The sequence below is a fragment of the Lysobacter sp. CFH 32150 genome, from assembly GCF_022758295.1.
Classification (GTDB): Bacteria; Pseudomonadota; Gammaproteobacteria; order Xanthomonadales; family Xanthomonadaceae; genus CFH-32150.
On sequence record NZ_JALDWJ010000008.1, the window covers coordinates 212,626 to 229,505 of the forward strand.

The following is a 16,880-nucleotide window of genomic DNA, read 5'->3' on the forward strand; positions in this document are numbered from 1 at the left end:
AGGACGGCATTGGTCAGGACATACTTGGTCGAGGCATGGGCGCGGAAAGTTCCGCATCCAATTGCTGCAGGCGTTGCGGTGTACCGACATCGGTCCAGCGGCCGGGATGATGCTCGCCGGTGACTCGCCCGTCCTTCATGGCCGCACGCAGCAGCGGCGCGAGCTTGAAACGTGGCGGGGTTTCGTCGGCGCCGGGTGCTGCACCAATGATGTCGCGCCAACCATCGAATAGCGATGGCCGATACACGCCGATGCCGGCGAAGGTGAGTTTGCCATCGCCATCCGAGTCGATGCGGCCATCGTCGCGCAGCGCGAAGTCGCCATGCGGGTGCTGCGGAGGGTTGGCGACCAGCACCAGGTGCGCTTCGCCATCGATCGCACGTGGCAGGTGGGCGAAGTCGTAATCGGTCCAGATATCGCCGTTGACCATGAGGAAGGGTTTGTCGCCGAGCAACGACAGTGCATTCCACATGCCGCCGCCTGTTTCCAGCGGTGCCGCGCCCTCGTAGATGTAGTGCAGGTGCAGGCCCCAATGTGCGCCATTGCCGAGTGCTTGCGGAAATTGCTCGGCGAGCCAGCTGGTGTTGACCACGACATCGCGCACGCCGAGCGCGGCGAGTTTTTCCAGGTGCCAGGCGATCAAAGGTTTGCCGCCAGCATGCAGCAGCGGCTTGGGCGTGGTGTTGGTCAGCGGCCGCATGCGCTCGCCGAGGCCGGCGGCGAGGATCAGCGCCTTCATACAGCCGAGGCCCTCATTCGTGCGTCGCCCAATTCTCGTGCAGCCGCATCGATGGCTTCACGCGTTCCTCGATCAGTGCGAGGAGGGGGGCGAACTCCGGATACTTCGGCAGCACCGCATCGAGATAGCCGAAGAAACGCGGCACGTCGTGCAGGTATTTCGACTTGCCATCGCGATGGTGCAGGCGGGCGAAGATACCGATGATCTTCAGGTGCCGCTGCACGCCGATCCAGTCGGCATCGCGGCGGAACTGCGCGAGCACGGGCACTGGCAGGCCGGCAGTGGTTGCACGTGCGTGGTAGTGGGCGAGCCAGGCATCGACGCGGTGTTCGGGCCAGCTCAGGAATGCATCCTTGAACAGACTGATCGGGTCGTAGGCGATCGGCCCGTACAGCGCGCCCTGGAAATCCAGCACGGCCGGGCCATCGCTGGCCGGCCCGCCTTGAACAGGCATGAGGTTGCGCGGCATGTAGTCGCGGTGCACCAGCAGCTGCGGCTGTGCCAGCGCGGCGTCGACCAGGCGCTGGTAGACCAGGTCGAGTCGCTGCTGGTCGTGCTCGTCGAGCACCATGGCGAGGTGATGGCCGAGGAACCACTCGTCGAAGATGCGCAGCTCGCGCAGCAGGAAGGCCGCGTCGTAGCGCGGCACATCCTCCGGTACCGGAATCGCCTGCAGTTTGAGCAACTGGTCGATCGCGCCATCGAACAGCGCATCGGCGTTGTCGGCGTGGATCAGGTGCAGGTACGTATCGGCGCCAAGATCTTCGAGCAGCAGGAACCCGACCATTGGGTCCTCGGCGATCACCTGCGGTACGCGCACGCCGCCGTCCTCGAGCAACTGGCGAATGCGCAGCCACGGCCGCGGGTCTTCGAGATCCGGCGGCGAATCCATGACGATGCGGCTGGGCTCGTGCCCCAGCGTGCGCCAGTAACTGCGGAAGCCGGCATCGACCGAAGCACGCACCAGTTCGATGCCGGCATGGCCGATGGCGTTGCGCGCCCAGGCGAGGCGTGCTTCGGCGCGCGGATCGTCGGGATGGGGAGACGGGCTCATGCGGCACAGGGTAAACGCACCGCGATCAATTCGGCGAGAGGATGGCCCGGAAGCACAAAGGCGTGCGAGTAGCTCGCACGCCTTTGCCTATTCAACGCAAGCGGTGCCGTCACGCTGCCACGGCTTGCCCCTCTAACGCTGCCAGCCATTCGTCGTCGGAACCCTCGCTGACGCCTTCGAACAGGAACGTCGACAGGTAGCGTTCGCCGGTGTCGGGCAGCATCGCCAGCAGCACCGAGCCTTCCGGCGCCTGCTCGGCGACGCGCAATGCAGCAGCGACGGTGGCGCCGGCGGAAATGCCGACGAAGACGCCTTCCTCGGCTGCCAGTCGTCGTGCGGTATCGCGCGCGAGCACATCATCGATTGGCAGGATCTCGTCGGCGATGGTGCGGCTGAGCACGGCGGGCAGGAAGTCCGGCGTCCAGCCCTGGATCTTGTGCGGCTGCCATTCCTTGCCGGAAAGCAGTGCGGCGCCCGCGGGCTCGCTGGCGATGATGCGAATGCCCGGACGCGCGAGTTTCAGCACTTCGCCGGCGCCGGTGATGGTGCCGCCGGTGCCCCAGCCGCTGACGAAATAGTCGAGCCGTTTGCCGGCGAAGTCGCGCAGGATCTCCGGGCCGGTGGTGCTGCGGTGGTAGGCGGGATTAGCTTCGTTCTCGAACTGGCGGGCGAGGAACCAGCCGTGCTTGTCGGCGAGTTCCTTGGCCTTGCGCACCATGCCGCTGCCGCGTTCGGCGGCGGGCGTGAGGATGACCTTGGCGCCGAATGCACGCATCAGCTTGCGGCGCTCGATCGAGAAGGTTTCGGTCATCACCGCGACGAACGGATAACCGCGCGCCGCGGCCACCATCGCCAGCGCGATGCCGGTGTTGCCGGAGGTGGCTTCGATGATCGTCTGGCCCGGCTTGAGCGTGCCGCGTTGCTCGGCGTCGAGCACGATCGCCAGCGCCAGGCGATCCTTGACCGAGCCGCCCGGATTGAACGCCTCGTTCTTGGCGTACAGCGTGACGTGCTTGGGCGCGATGCGGTGCAGTTTGACGATGGGCGTGGAGCCGATGGTGTCGAGGATGCTTTCGTAGAGGGCCATGTAATGAAATCCGGGGGAGTTTGGAGGGGACGACTTCGTTTCTACACCCAGCACCAGGTTGGTGCGTGAGGTTTTCGTTTCGTTACGCGGCTTGCGCGAGGTCTTCGTGGGCAATAGCCGTTGAAGCTGCGCCCAGCGGCGCCGCACCGAACCAATGCAATTTTCCGGCCAGTGCCGCGACCTCGCCGAGGATCAGCAATGCCGGCGACCGCACCGAATGCAAACGTGCAAGCTCCGGTAATTCGGCCAACGTGCCGACGATGACGCGTTGTTCGGGGCGTGAGCCGTTTTCGACGATCGCAAACGGCGTGCCCGGCGCCCGGCCATGCGCGATGAGCCGGTCGCGGATCTTTTCCAGTCCGGCCACGCCCATGTAGAAGGCCAGGGTCTGCCGTTCCTGCGCCAGCGCGGCCCAGTCCAGGGTGTCGTCGGAATCCTTGCAGTGCGCGGTGATGAAGCGCACCGACTGCGCGTGTTCGCGGTGGGTGAGCGGGATGCCGGCATACGCACCGCAGGCGAGTGCTGCGGTGATGCCGGGCACGACTTCGAACTCGATGCCGCGTGCGTGCAGTGCTTCGAGTTCCTCGCCGCCGCGGCCGAAGACGAACGAGTCGCCGCCCTTGAGCCGCACCACGCGTTTGCCTGCACGCGCGTAATCGACCAGCAGCGTGTGGATGCGTTCCTGCGTCGCGTTATGGTCACCACCGACCTGCTTGCCGACTTCGACCAGTTCCGCGTCGCGGCGCGCCAGCGCAAGCACCTCCGGGCTGACCAGGCGGTCATGGAGGATGACGTCGGCTTCGCTCAGCAGTCGCAGCGCACGCAGTGTGAGCAGGCCGGGGTCGCCGGGCCCGGCGCCGACCAGAGCCACGCGACCCACAGGGTTCTCGCCGCGACCACCACCCAACACGGCATCGAACTCGCGCTCGGCAGCGGCTTGGTCGCCGGCACGCAGCAACGACGGGATCGGCCCCGCCAGCACGCGTTCGAAGAAACGGCGTCGCGCCTGCAGGCCGGGCAGACGCGCTCGGATGCGGGCGCGTTCGCGCGTGAGTAGTCCGGCGAGTGCGCCTAGCGATTCGTCGAATTGCGTTTCCAACTGCTCGCGCAGGTGCCGGGCGAGCATCGGGGCGCCGCCTCCGCTGGAGATCGCGATCTGCAATGGCCCGCGCTCGACGCGCGCCGGTACCTGGAAGCTCGATAGCTCGGCGTCGTCGACCACGTTGACGAAGACGCGGCGTTCTTCGCCAATGCTGGCGACGGCGCGATTGCTGGCCGCGTCATCGGTGGCGGCGATGGCCAGCCATGCACCGTCGAACCATGCCGGTTCGAAGACGCCGGGGACGTATTCGATCCGCCCTGACGACGCCCATTCGGACAGGGTGGGTTCCAGTTCCGGCGCCCCCACGCGGACCTGGGCGCCGGCATCAAGCAAGGCCGCCACCTTCCGCCGCGCCACCGCACCGCCGCCGACCACCAGCACGGTGCGGCCTCGCAGGTCGGCGAACAGAGGAAACAGCGGCGCAGTCATGGACGTCAGGCGGGATGTGGGACAGAAACCGTACTAATCGCATCCCATCAGCGGAAATGACCCCGCGACTGGTGCTTATTCCGTATGGGCATAAGCTTTTGATATGCCGGCAAGGCATAAGTGCTGGACAAGTTCACCGGCACGGCGGTAGATTCATCCCTTCATTCGCATAAAGCGATATTTACAACTGAAACTGTGTATGCCCGGACGCGTCTTGCGCGCCGGCTGCACCCCGAAGCCTCATGACACTGACCCAACTCCGCTACCTCGTAGCCATCGCCGACTCCGGGCTCAACATCACGTTGGCCGCGGAGAAGGTGCATGCCACCCAGCCGGGGTTGTCCAAGCAGCTCAAGCAGCTCGAGGACGAATTGGGCTTCCTGCTGTTCGTGCGCAAAGGTCGCAGTCTCGACGCCATCACCCCTGCTGGCGTGCAGGTGTTGGAAAACGCGCGCCGCATCCTTGCCGAGGTCAACAACGTCCGCAGCTATGCCGCCAATCACCGTCGCGAAAGCCATGGCGAGCTGACCCTCGCCACCACCCACACCCAGGCGCGCTTCGTGCTCCCGCCGGCGATCGCCGAGGTCAAGCGCAGCTATCCGCAGGTCGGCATCCACCTCAAGCCAGCGGGCGAGGGTGAAGTGTTGGCATCGCTGGCGAAGGGGCAGGCGGACCTGGCCGTGATCAGCACTGCCGGCGATCCACCTGCGGACGGACTGGCGATCCCGCTGTTCCGGTGGAAGCGCGTGCTGCTGGTGCCGCGCGGGCATCCGCTGGCCGACGCTGGGCAGGCGCCGACGCTGGAAACGCTCGCCAGGCATCCGTTGATCAGTTACGACTCGTCGGTGCGTCCGGAATCGTCGTTGCGTCGCGCTTTCGCTGCGATCGGGCTGGAACCGCAGATTGCGTTGACCGCGCACGATGCCGATCTGATCAAGACCTATGTGCGCGCGGGTCTCGGTGCGGGTCTATTGGCCGAGATGGCCGTCACCGCGCGGGATGTGGAGGAGTTGGTGGTGTTGCCCGCGCCGCCGCAGTTGCCTGAATGCATGACGTGGGCATTGCTGCCGCATGGTCGGGTGTTGCGCGACTATGCGGTCGAGCTGCTGCATGCGTTGGCGCCGCAATTGGATCGCCACGATTTGCGCCGGGTGCTCGCGGGTAATCTCGAGGCGGATTGGCCGACGCCGCCCACGTGGGTGGAATTGAGTCAGGCGATCACGGTCTGACGCATCTTGCTCGTCATCCCGCGAAGGCGGGGATCCAGTGACTTTCTCTGCTTCTGCCCTTGCTCGTCATCCCGGCGGAAGCCGGGATCCATTTTGACTTTGCCTTTTTGCTTCAAGAGCATTCCACTACTGCGCAGCGGGTCACTTTTCTTTGCTGGCCCAAAGAAAAGTAACCAAAAGAAATGGCCTCCTTGGCAAGAGCACACCGCGCGGCGTGGGAGGCTGCGGAGATTTTTCGACTCGGCATCCTGCCTCGGTCGAAAAACGGCGCACGTCCTGTGCGCCGCCCTCCGGGTTATGTAGGTAGTCGGTGTTCCAGCTTTCTTCGAAGCAACAGCATCAGTTGAGTGCTTACGCCGCCTGTTCCACAGCTCCGCTCCAGTCCTCATGCAACCCGCATTCGCGCTTCAAGCCGAAGAAACGGGTGTCTTCCTCGCTCATGCCGGCCGTGAGCGGTCGTGTGGTGTGCGTGTCGCCGATGGAGACGTAGCCTTCGTGCCACAGCGGGTGGTAGGGGAGGTCGTGGCGTTGCAGGTAGTTCCAGATGTCGCGGTCGTTCCAGTCGGCGAGGGGATGCAGTTTCCAGCGGCCGTCGCGTAGTTCGATGAAATCGATGTCGGCGCGGCTCTGCGATTGCGCGCGGCGGATGCCGGCGATCCAGGTGCGCACGCCGAGTTCGTCGAGCGCGCGTTGCATCGGTTCAACCTTGTGCACGCGGTTGTAGCGGTTGAGGCCATCGACGCCGAGTTCGCGCAGCCGGGTCACGTTGGCATCGTTCCATGCGGCTTCCGTGCGCGGACGATAGATCTTGAGGTTGAGCGCGAGGCGTGCACCCAGCTCGTCGGCGAAGCGATGCGTCTCCGGGAACAGGTAGCCGGTGTCGATCAGGATCACCGGGAGATCGGCTTGCTGCCGCGTGACCATGTGCAGCGCCACCGCTGCCTGCGCGCCGAAGCTCGATGACAACGCGTGGTTGCCGGCCAGGGTTTCGAGGCCCCATGCCACGCGTTCCTCGGCGGTCTTGTGGCCGAGCCAGCGGTTGAGGTCGGCGAGCGCGCGCGGCGATTCGGCGGCGCTGACGGGATCGGGCGGGCTCATGCTTGCACCTGCACGGGAATGTGTTTCGGGATGCGAACGACCTGGCTGCGGACGAGGAAATCGCCGAAGCCTTCTTCGGATTCGCGTTCGCCGGCGTAGCGCGCCAGCAGCGGATCGAGCGCGGCGAGAATCGCCGCTTCGTCGATGTTTTCGCGATACAGCGTGTTCAAGCGCTGGCCGCGATGGTCGGCACCAAGCATCAGGTTGTAACGGCCAGGCGCCTTGCCGACGAGGGCGATCTCGCCGAGGTACGGCCGCGAGCAACCGTTCGGGCAGCCGCTGATGCGCAGGTTAAGCGGCATATCGCGCAGGCCGTGCGTGTCGAGCAGAGTCTCGACCTTGCCGACGAACTCCGGCAGATAGCGTTCGGCTTCGGCCATTGCCAGGCCGCAAGTCGGCAGGGCGACGCAGGCGAGCGCATTGAGGCGCGTCGGCGTTGCCGTCGTGTGCGCGCCGAGGCCGTGCGAAGACACCAGCGCATCGATGCGCCAACGCTCTGAGGCTGGTACGCCGGCGATCACCAGGTTCTGGTTCGGCGTCATGCGGAACTCGCCGGTGTGACTGCTTTTAACAAGCACACGGGCGATTTCACGCAGGCCAGTGAGATGCGACAGCCCATCGCGATCCCAGATGCGCCCAGAGGGAATGCGCAGGGTCAGGTGCCAACGTCCATCCTCGCCTTCCACCCACCCGAAACGATCGTTGTTGTGCGCGAAGGCGAAGTCGCGCGCCGCGTCAAGCGCGAAGCCGGCGCGGCGTTCGACTTCCGCCTTGAACCAGTCGAGACCACGGTCGTCGATCGTGTATTTCAGCCGCGCGCGCTTGCGCACGGCGCGGTTGCCGAAGTCGCGCTGCGCGGTCACGACCGCTTCGCCAACAGCAATCACCTGCTCGGGCGTGACGAAACCGATCACGTCGCCGAGGCGTGGATAGGTTTCCGGATCGCCGTGGCTCGCACCCATGCCGCCGCCAACGCTCACGTTGTAGCCGACGAGCTTCCCGTCTTCGATGATGGCGATGAATCCGAGATCCTGCGCGTACACGTCGACATCGTTGTACGGCGGGATCGCGAAGCCGATCTTGAACTTGCGCGGCAGGTAGGCCTGGCCGTAGATCGGTTCGACTTCCTCGCCACTGCCGGCGACTTTTTCTTCGTCGAGCCAGATCTCGTAGTAGGCGCGCGTGTTCGGCAGCAGGTGCTCGGACAACGCCGCGGCTTGCGCGAACACCGCTGCATGCGCCTGCGATTGCAGCGGGTTGGCCGCGACCGCCACGTTGCGATTGACGTCGCCGCAGGCGGCGAGGGTGTCGATCAGCGCGGCGTTGATCGCCTGCATGGTCGGCTTCAACTCGCCCTTGATCACGCCGTGGAACTGGAACGCCTGCCGCGTGGTGATCCGCAGGCCGCGTTCGGCGAACGTGGTGGCGATGCGATCGAGTTTCAGCCACTGCTCCGGCGTGACCACGCCGCCCGGAGTGCGGGTGCGGATCATGAACGAGAACGCGGGTTCGAGCTTCTGCTGGCGGCGTTCCTCGCGGATGTCGCGATCGTCCTGCTGATAGCTGCCGTGGTACTTGATCAGGGTCTGGTCGTCTTCGGCCAGCGCACCTGTGATCGGGTTGGCGAGCGATGCCAGCAGCGTGCCACGGAGGCGACCGCTGTCCTGCTTGATGTCTTCGACCGAATGCGCACTCATCTCAATACACGTCCCGTGCGTAACGGCCCTGCGCCTGAAGGTCGTTCAAGTAATCGTTGGCGTCGTCGTCGGACTTGCCACCGTGCATGGTGATCGCTTCGAGCAACGCGGCATGCACGTCCTTGCCCATCGCGATCGCGCCGCAGACATAGAGATGCGCGCCGGATTCCAGCCACGCGTACAGTTCGCGGCCGTGTTCGCGCAGGCGGTCCTGCACGTAGATTTTCTGGGCCTGGTCGCGCGAGAAGGCGAGGTCGAGGCGATGCAGGCCGCCGTTCTTCAGCGCGTCCTGCCATTCCAGCTGGTAAAGGAAATCGCTGCGGCTGTGCGGATTGCCGAACAGCAGCCAGTTGCGGCCGCTGGCACCGACGGCGACGCGCTCCTGCACGAAACCGCGGAACGGCGCGACGCCGGTTCCGGGCCCGATCATGATCACGTCGCGCGCGGCATCCTTCGGCAGACGGAAGCGTTCGTTGTGCTCGATATAGATCGGCAGTTTCGCGCCTTCCTCACTCGCAGCGAGCAGATGCGACGCCGCGCCCCAGCGCGTGCCGCCACCGTTGTCGTATTCGACATGGGCGACGGTGAGGTGCGCTTCGTCGCCGACCAGTTTCTGGCTGGAGGCGATCGAGTACAGCCGTGGAGTGAGCGGACGTAACGCTGCGACCAGTTCTTCAGCCGACCATTCGCCACGATATTGCTGCAGCAGATCGATGACCTGGGTGTTGGTGAGCAGCTTCGTCAGTTGCGCGGCGTTGTCCGGTGCCAGCAGGCGATTGAGTTCGTCGCTGCGCACGTGCGTGGCATGGGTGGCGACGAACGGGCGCGCGAGCCTGGTCAGCTCGCGCTTCTCGCCCAGCCATTGCCGCAGCGGCAGGCTCTGCTCGGCATGGGTCACGCTGGCATCGCCGTCGAGTTCGAGTGCGGCGAGCACTGCGTCGACCAGTGCCGGCGGATTCTGCGGCCACAGGCCGAGCGCATCGCCGGGTTCGTAGTGCAGGCCCGAGCCTTCGAGGGAAATCTCGAAGTGACGGACATCCTTGCTTGAAGCCGCTTTCTGACTGCCGCGGCCAGTGATGCGCTGGTTGACGAGCAACTCGGCGGCGAACGGCGCGTCGCGGTGGAATGCCGGCGCCGGCGGCAATGGACGCAGCGGCGTGACCGTGGCGCGTGGCGGCGCTTTCAGCGCTTCCTTCGCGGTCACGAGGACTTTGTCCAGCCACGGATTGGCAACGCTGTCGATGTCGAGGTCGGCATCGCCGCGCGCGAGCCAGCGCGTCGCACCGAGTTCGGCCAGGCGCTCGTCGAGGCGCTTGCCGATCGCGCAGAACTGCGGGTAGCTGGAATCGCCGAGACCGAGGACTGCGTAGTGCAGGTCCTTCAATTGCGGGGCGCGCTTGCCGGCGATGAAGTCGACGAAGCCACGGGCGTCGTCCGGCGGATCGCCGTCGCCCTGGGTGCTGATCACAACGACCAGGTAGCGCTCGTTCTTGAGTTCGCGGGTTGGATAGGCGTCGGCGCGCAACAGCTTGACGCTGAGGCCGGCGGTTTCCGACTGCTGCGCCAGCTTCTCGGCGGCGCGCCTGGCGTTGCCGGTCTGGCTGCCGTAGACGATGGTCAAAGTGTGCGCGGGTGCGACCGCGACCAGCGGTTCGGCCGCCACACGCAGCGGCAACGCTCGGCCGCGGGCGATGCCGGCGGCGTAACCGGACAACCACCACAAACCGTCGGCGTCCAGGCCTTCGGCCAGCCGCGCGAGCGTGGTAGCCGTGTCTTCCGGCAGCGACGGCGGCGTGAGCAGGGCGGGGGCAGGCATGGGATAGGCCGGGAGCGCGGGAATTGCAGCCAGACTAGTGATGGCCCTCGCGCGGGGGAAAGGACCGCTCGTTATGCGTTCATTCCCCGCGCTTATTTCCCCATTAGCGCGGCGGTTTTGATACTCGTCGCACCCAGCGGCCTTGCGCCGCCTCGCAAATCGAGCCGATTCCTTCAGCGGGGCTATCGGCCCGCTCCCTATAATGTGCCGAATTAGCCGCGGCGGCCGCCTGCCGGCCAGAGAGATTTAGCCTGCTTATGCCCGCAAGCCCAGATTTGAGCCACCTCGACCGCCTGGAAGCGGAAAGCATCCATATCCTGCGCGAGGTCGCGGCCGAGTTCCGCAATCCAGTGATGTTGTATTCGATCGGCAAGGACAGCTCGGTGCTGCTGCACTTGCTGCTGAAGGCGTTCGCGCCGGCGAAACCCCCCATCCCGTTGTTGCATGTCGATACCGGCTGGAAGTTCGGCGAGATGATCGCGTTCCGCGACCGTCGTGCCACCGAAACCGGCATCGACCTGCGGGTGCACATCAATCCCGACGGCCTCGCGCAGGGCATCGGCCCGATCAGCCATGGCGCCAATGTCCATACCGACGTCATGAAGACCCAGGCGCTGAAGCAGGCGCTGGATGCCGGCGGCTTCGATGCCGCGATCGGCGGTGCGCGCCGCGACGAAGAGAAGTCGCGCGCCAAGGAGCGCATCTTCTCGTTCCGCAGCGAGCAGCATCGCTGGGACCCGAAGAACCAGCGCCCCGAGCTGTGGAACCTCTACAACACGCGGACCCACAAGGGCGAAAGCGTGCGCGTGTTTCCGATCTCGAACTGGACCGAGCTCGACGTCTGGCTCTACATCTATCGCGAACGGATTCCCGTGCCGTCGCTGTACTTCGCGGCAGAGCGTCCCGTGGTCGAACGCGACGGGGGGCTGATCCTGGTCGACGATGCGCGTTTGCCGTTGCGCAATGGCGAAACGCCGCAGGTGAAGCAGGTGCGCTTCCGCACGCTCGGCTGCTACCCACTGACCGGCGCGATCGAATCCGACGCCGACACGCTGGAGAAGATCATCGCCGAGATGCTGGTGGCGACCACGTCCGAACGCCAGGGTCGCGTGATCGACCATGACCCATCGGCGTCGATGGAGAAGAAGAAGCAGGAGGGCTATTTCTGATGAACCACATCGCCAACCTCTTCTCTTGTGCGAGTGACTCTTGTGGGGGCGACGTAAGTCGCGATCGCGACGTCTTCAATCTCTCCCAAGTGCTTATCGCGACTTACGTCGCTCCCACAAAAACAAAAGCAACAACTACGGTGGGGGTGGTCGCATGAACGTGGCCGACACCGTCGCTGCATACCTGCAGCAGCACGAAACCAAGGGCCTGCTGCGCTTCATTACCTGCGGCAGCGTCGACGATGGCAAGAGCACGCTGATCGGCCGCCTGCTGCACGACACCAAGGGCCTGTTCGTCGACCAGCTTGCCGCGCTCGAAAAAGACAGCCGTCGCCATGGTACCCAGGGCGATGAGATCGACTACGCGTTGCTGCTCGACGGCCTGTCGGCCGAACGCGAGCAGGGCATCACCATCGATGTCGCTTACCGTTTCTTCAGCACCGACAAGCGCAAGTTCATCGTCGCCGACTGCCCGGGCCACGAGCAGTACACGCGCAACATGGCGACGGGTGCGTCGACCGCCGATGTCGCGGTAGTGCTGGTCGACGCGCGCAAGGGCCTGCTGCCGCAGACGCGTCGCCACAGCTACATCGTCTCGCTGCTCGGCATCCGCCATGTGCTGCTGGCGGTCAACAAGCTGGACCTGGTCGACTACGACCAATCGGTGTTCGACGAGATCGAAGCCGGCTACCGCGAACTGGCAGCAAAACTCGGCATTCCCCATGTGCAGGCGGTCCCGCTGTCGGCACTCAAGGGCGACAACCTGCTGCAGCGCTCGGCGGCGACGCCGTGGTACTCGGGCCCGACCGTGCTCGACTACCTGGAGAGCGTCGAGGTCGAACGTGGTGACGCCGACATTGGCTTCCGCTTGCCGGTGCAGTGGGTCAATCGCCCGAACCAGAATTTCCGGGGCTTTGCCGGCACGATTGCGGCTGGCGAAATACGGCCCGGTGATGACATCGTCGCGCTGCCTTCGGGCCGGCGTTCGAAAGTGGCGCGCATCGTCACCGCCGACGGTGATCTCGACATCGCCGCGACTGACCAGGCGATCACGCTCACGCTCGCCGATGAACTCGACATCAGCCGCGGCGACGTGATCGCCAGCGCGGACAAACCACCGCAGGTCGCCGACCAGTTCGCAGCGCACCTGCTGTGGATGGGCGAGCACGCATTGCTGCCCGGGCGCTCGTACTGGCTCAAGCTCGGCACGCGCACGGTCAGCGCCAGCATCACCGAGATCAAGCACAAGATCGACGTGAACACGCAGGAGCATCTTGCCGCCAAGCACCTCGAGCTCAACGAGGTTGCTTACTGCAACCTCAGCCTCGACCAGCCGATCGCGTTCGAGGCCTATGCCGACAACCGCGAGCTCGGCGGCTTCATCCTGATCGACCGCCAGAGCAACGCCACCGTCGCCGCCGGTACGCTCGATTTCGCCCTGCGCCGCGCCGGCAACATCCACTGGCAACACGTCGACGTGGACAAGTCGGCACGCGCCCGGATCAAGGCGCAGCGGCCGCGTTGCGTGTGGTTCACCGGTCTGTCCGGTTCCGGCAAGTCGACCATCGCCAACCTCGTCGAGAAACGCCTGCTCGCGCTCGGCCACCACACCTATTTGCTCGACGGCGACAACGTCCGCCACGGCCTCAACAAGGACCTTGGCTTCACCGACGAAGACCGCGTCGAAAACCTGCGCCGCGTCGCCGAAGTTGCCAAATTGATGACCGATGCCGGCCTGATCGTGCTGGTCAGCTTCATCTCCCCGTTCCGCGCCGAACGCCGCGCTGCGCGGGCGCTGTTCGCGGAAGACGAATTCATTGAGGTCTTCGTCGATACCCCGCTCGCGGTCGCTGAACAACGCGACATCAAAGGCCTCTACGCCAAGGCCCGCCGTGGCGAACTACCGCACTTCACGGGCATCGATTCGCCGTATGAAACGCCCGAGACGCCTGAATTGCGGCTCGATACCACCAATGAGCCGGCTCAAGCGCTGGCCGAACAGGTGGTGGCTCGATTGCTGGGCGACTAGTGGAAGGCAACGGGATGCGCGCGCACCCCGTTGCACTCCCACATCTGCTGACGGGTCAGGCTGCCTGCAACTCCAGCAGCGACGCATGCACGCCATCCCATAGCGCCAGCCGCGCGCGGATGCTCTCGATCGCAGCCTGCGTCACCGTGGCGCGACGATCGCTACTGCGGCCGATCGCGCCTTCGATGATCTGCTGTGCCATCGGCCCGTGCGATTCGCCGTCCACCTCGATGTGGCGCTTGAGGTAGAACACGAACATCGGCGCCTGCTCTTCGCCGATCTGCCAGTTCGCCAGCAACGCGTTGAACATCTGCGGAATCACGTTCTCGCGGCCATGGAAGAAGTTCGCCATGACGCTGAGCGTCGGTTCCTCGCTGGCCACGCGCAGGGTGTGGCCGACGAAGTTCCGCACATGCTCCGGGGCGCCAATCGTGTGCAGGGCGTCGATGGGTTCCATGCCGCCGACGACGAGATTCATGAAGCGATCGAACAACGACGTGTCCGCGCCGATCTCGCGCATCGCATCCAGGTAGATGTCGAGGTGGCTGGCCGGTTGGCCATCAGGCGCGATGTCGCTTTCCTCGCCGAGCACGATCTCGTTGATCAGGTGCGCAGCGAGGCGATCGCCACGCGGCATCCAAGGCACGTCGACGCAGGTGAGATCGCGTTGCAGGCGTTTGAGCAAACTCATGAAGTCCCAGACCGCGAAGACGTGCGCGCGCATGAACTCGCGCAGGTCATCGATGCTGGCCAGGCTTTCGAACACGGGGTGTTGTTCGAGCTGATGGCGCAGGTCAGCCAAGGTGGTCACATCATCCGTGCGTGCAATCAATACGGTTGCCATACCGATTCTCCTTGTCAATGTCGCCCGACCCCTCGACCGGGCGAGGACGCTCAGCGTCCATCGTTAGCCTCTCAGCTCATTGCACTGTTGCCTATGGACGTTACTGAAAATAGCCGGTAGCGCTTTTGTGATTGCTTTCGCGCTCGTTGTGACTTGCGAGCACGTGTGCATGGTTCAAAAAAACGCCCCGCGATGCGGGGCGTCTTCGTACACGGCGATGCAATGTCAGACTGGCTTGGGGGTCTTCTTGCGCACCGCCTCGTAGAGGAACAGCAGCGCGATCGCGCAGAGGATCGAAATGGCGAACCCCACAAACCGGTTGCCGATGCTCAGCGCTGCGGAGACGTAGGTGCCGATCCACGAGCCTGCGATGCCAAGCAGGATGGTCAGGATCCAGCCCATCGGGTCCGCGCCAGGTTTGAAGAAGCGCGCCAGCACGCCGATAACGGCGCCGATCAAGATCGTATAGAGAATGCCACCCATTCTGTTCCCCTTCGGTCAGTGGTGTGTGGGTACCGCCCGCGCATGCTACTCCACCGGCCTTGCGCCGGTGACCAGGTCATTGTGGTGGGGCCTTGCGACGGAACAGGGTGCCGAGCAGGGCCAATGCCAGGCTGCCGGCAAGCGCAGCCAGGAAGCGCGCCCCCACGCCCTGCAGAGGGATCGCAAAAAACTTGGCAGCCTCCACGCCCAGTACCGCGCCGGCGATGCCGAGCAGGCAGGTCGACAGGAAACCGACCTGCCGCTGCCGCGTCGTAGCCAGCCGCGCGATCATGCCTGCCAACACGCCGAGCACGACGATCGCTGGCCAGCCATCACCGAGGCTTTCCAGGAAGCGGACGAACTGGACGAATTCGATTGGGCCGTCGTGCATGGATTGCTCCCCCAATACTGCGATGGTGTTGCGGACAAGATCGTCTAGGTGGCAATGCTCAACAGCATCCGTGGTCGCCATGCTGTTCGCCACCGGCCACCACGGCGACGCCGGTGGTTTCGCCGCGCTGGCTGGCGGCGTGGTGTTCGGCGATCACGCGCGCCACGCACGCGGTGACGCGCTTGCCCATCGGGATGTGCAGGAATTCGTTCGGGCCATGTGCATTGGAATGCGGGCCGAGGACGCCGGTGATCATGAACTGCGCGCCGGGGAACTTCTCGCCGAGCATGCCCATGAACGGGATCGTGCCGCCTTCGCCCATGTACATCGCGGGCTGGCCAAAGAATTCGCGACTGCTGGCATCGATGGCTTTTTCGAGCCACGGCGCCATCGCCGGCGCGTTCCAGCCGGTCGATGCTTTTTCGAGTTCCAGCGTGACCTGCGCGCCATTCGGCGGATCGTGTTCCAGCGCCTGCTTGAGCAATTCGCCCGCGCGCTTGCCGTCCATGGTCGGCGGCAATCGCAGCGACAGCTTCACCGAAGTATGCGGACGCAGTACGTTGCCCGCCGACGACAGTGCCGGCATGCCATCGGCGCCGGTTACCGACAGTGCTGGCCGCCAAGTGCGATTGAGCACGAGCTCAGTGAGGTCGTCGGCCATCGGCGTCATGCCGGGGAGGAACGGGAATTTGTCGTAGATCGCCGTATCCAGCACTTCGGCGCTTTTCTTCGCCTGCACCAGGCGTTCGGCCGGCACTTCCACATGCAGGCCTTCGAGCAGGATGCGGCCGCTATTCTCGTCTTCGATGCGCGAGAGCAATTGACGCAACAGGCGGAAGCTCGACGGCACGATGCCGGATGCATCACCCGAGTGCACGCCTTCGTTCAGCACCTTGACGGTGAGATTGCCGCCGGCGAGTCCACGCAGCGATGTGGTGCACCACAACTGCTCGTAATTGCCGCAACCCGAGTCGAGACACACCACGAGCGAGGGCTTTCCGATGCGGTCGGCGAGGTGGTCGACGTAAGCGGGCAGGTCGTAGCTGCCGGATTCTTCGCACGCTTCGATCAACACCACGCAACGTGCGTGCGGCACTTTTTGCTCCTGCAGCGCCAGGATCGCCGCGAGCGAACCGAAGATCGCATAACCATCGTCGGCGCCACCACGGCCGTAAAGCTTGTCGCCCTTGATCACGGGCTTCCACGGGCCGAGGTCGTCATCCCAGCCGGTCATCTCCGGCTGCTTGTCGAGGTGGCCGTAGAGCAGCACGCAATCCTCGTCGCTGCCACCGTTCGAGGCGGGGATCTCGATGCAGATCAACGGCGTACGGCCTTCCAGGCGCACCACTTCGAGCTGCATGCCGGGAATCGGCTGCGCCTTCGCCCAGGTTTCCATGAGCTTGACCGCGGCGTCCATGTAGCCGTGCGCCAGCCAATCAGCGTCGAACATCGGCGATTTGTTGGGAATACGGATGTACTCGACGAGCTGCGGGACGATTTCGTCGTCCCACTTCGTGCTGACGTAACGATCGACCTTGCTGGCGTCCATGGGGGGCCTTGCCGGGGAAAGGCGGATTCTACCGCCCAACCGCCCATGGCCGCGTTGCAGGCGGCTTTGTAGGCAATCCCTTACCTGCCGGTGCGGACTAGACCTGCGCTGCATCGGGGCCTCCGGCGATACGGCGTCCCGGGGCGGACACGGAGACTGTTCAC

At 64.9% G+C, this 16,880-nt stretch carries 14 protein-coding genes; 3 read left to right on the forward strand and 11 right to left on the reverse strand.

The window, feature by feature from the left end; all coding sequences use genetic code 11:
- Positions 1-13: 13 nt before the first annotated feature.
- The 4 genes from murU to cysG all read right to left on the reverse strand — a co-directional run bounded on the left by murU (position 14) and on the right by cysG (position 4,411).
- Positions 14-739, reverse strand: a complete 726-nt coding sequence (murU, locus tag MO486_RS12510) for an N-acetylmuramate alpha-1-phosphate uridylyltransferase MurU (RefSeq protein ID WP_242908164.1) — start codon at positions 737-739, stop codon at positions 14-16.
- Between the two features lie 13 nt (positions 740-752).
- Positions 753-1,793 (reverse strand): phosphotransferase, encoded by a 1,041-nt coding sequence (locus MO486_RS12515; RefSeq protein ID WP_242908166.1) that lies wholly within the window; start codon positions 1,791-1,793, stop codon positions 753-755.
- 109 nt (positions 1,794-1,902) lie between these two features.
- Positions 1,903-2,880: a cysteine synthase A gene (gene cysK / locus MO486_RS12520; RefSeq protein WP_242908168.1), complete on the reverse strand. Its 978-nt coding sequence runs from the start codon at positions 2,878-2,880 to the stop codon at positions 1,903-1,905.
- 82 nt (positions 2,881-2,962) lie between these two features.
- Positions 2,963-4,411: a siroheme synthase CysG gene (gene cysG / locus MO486_RS12525; protein ID WP_242908170.1), complete on the reverse strand. Its 1,449-nt coding sequence runs from the start codon at positions 4,409-4,411 to the stop codon at positions 2,963-2,965.
- Positions 4,412-4,653: 242 nt separating this feature from the next.
- Here cysG and MO486_RS12530 point away from each other — a divergent pair, with 242 nt between their 5' ends.
- Entirely contained in the window at positions 4,654-5,640 is a 987-nt protein-coding gene (locus MO486_RS12530; protein WP_242908175.1) for a LysR family transcriptional regulator, read from the forward strand.
- A gap of 351 nt (positions 5,641-5,991) precedes the next feature.
- Here MO486_RS12530 and MO486_RS12535 read toward each other — a convergent pair whose 3' ends face one another.
- From MO486_RS12535 to MO486_RS12545, 3 genes are read right to left on the reverse strand one after another with little or no spacing between them, the layout of a single operon-like run.
- Complete coding sequence (locus MO486_RS12535) at positions 5,992-6,738, reverse strand: phosphoadenylyl-sulfate reductase (protein WP_242908177.1); 747 nt, start codon at positions 6,736-6,738, stop codon at positions 5,992-5,994.
- The gene (gene cysI, locus MO486_RS12540; protein ID WP_242908179.1) at positions 6,735-8,435 is read right to left on the reverse strand and encodes an assimilatory sulfite reductase (NADPH) hemoprotein subunit; all 1,701 of its coding nucleotides are present in this window, start codon (positions 8,433-8,435) and stop codon (positions 6,735-6,737) included. Before cysI ends, MO486_RS12535 begins: the two co-directional genes overlap by 4 nt.
- A 1-nt stretch (position 8,436) precedes the next feature.
- The gene (locus tag MO486_RS12545; RefSeq protein WP_242908184.1) at positions 8,437-10,251 is read right to left on the reverse strand and encodes an assimilatory sulfite reductase (NADPH) flavoprotein subunit; all 1,815 of its coding nucleotides are present in this window, start codon (positions 10,249-10,251) and stop codon (positions 8,437-8,439) included.
- A 257-nt stretch (positions 10,252-10,508) separates the two neighbouring features.
- On the opposite strand from MO486_RS12545, the gene cysD reads away from it, so the two are divergent.
- On the forward strand, positions 10,509-11,420 hold the full coding sequence (cysD, locus tag MO486_RS12550; RefSeq protein WP_242908186.1) for a sulfate adenylyltransferase subunit CysD: 912 nt from the start codon (positions 10,509-10,511) through the stop codon (positions 11,418-11,420).
- A gap of 154 nt (positions 11,421-11,574) precedes the next feature.
- Positions 11,575-13,449 (forward strand): sulfate adenylyltransferase subunit CysN, encoded by a 1,875-nt coding sequence (cysN, locus tag MO486_RS12555; RefSeq protein ID WP_242908189.1) that lies wholly within the window; start codon positions 11,575-11,577, stop codon positions 13,447-13,449.
- Positions 13,450-13,504: 55 nt separating this feature from the next.
- Here cysN and MO486_RS12560 read toward each other — a convergent pair whose 3' ends face one another.
- From MO486_RS12560 to MO486_RS12575, 4 genes are all read right to left on the reverse strand, one after another.
- Positions 13,505-14,293, reverse strand: coding sequence for a DUF3050 domain-containing protein (locus MO486_RS12560; protein WP_242908191.1), 789 nt, complete (start codon positions 14,291-14,293; stop codon positions 13,505-13,507).
- 225 nt (positions 14,294-14,518) lie between these two features.
- Positions 14,519-14,776, reverse strand: a complete 258-nt coding sequence (locus MO486_RS12565) for a GlsB/YeaQ/YmgE family stress response membrane protein (RefSeq protein ID WP_242908193.1) — start codon at positions 14,774-14,776, stop codon at positions 14,519-14,521.
- 76 nt (positions 14,777-14,852) lie between these two features.
- A complete protein-coding gene (locus MO486_RS12570; RefSeq protein WP_242908195.1) occupies positions 14,853-15,167 on the reverse strand; it encodes a GlsB/YeaQ/YmgE family stress response membrane protein in 315 nt (104 codons plus the stop codon).
- A 58-nt stretch (positions 15,168-15,225) separates the two neighbouring features.
- Positions 15,226-16,716: a M20 family metallopeptidase gene (locus tag MO486_RS12575; RefSeq protein WP_242908197.1), complete on the reverse strand. Its 1,491-nt coding sequence runs from the start codon at positions 16,714-16,716 to the stop codon at positions 15,226-15,228.
- Positions 16,717-16,880: the final 164 nt, after the last annotated feature.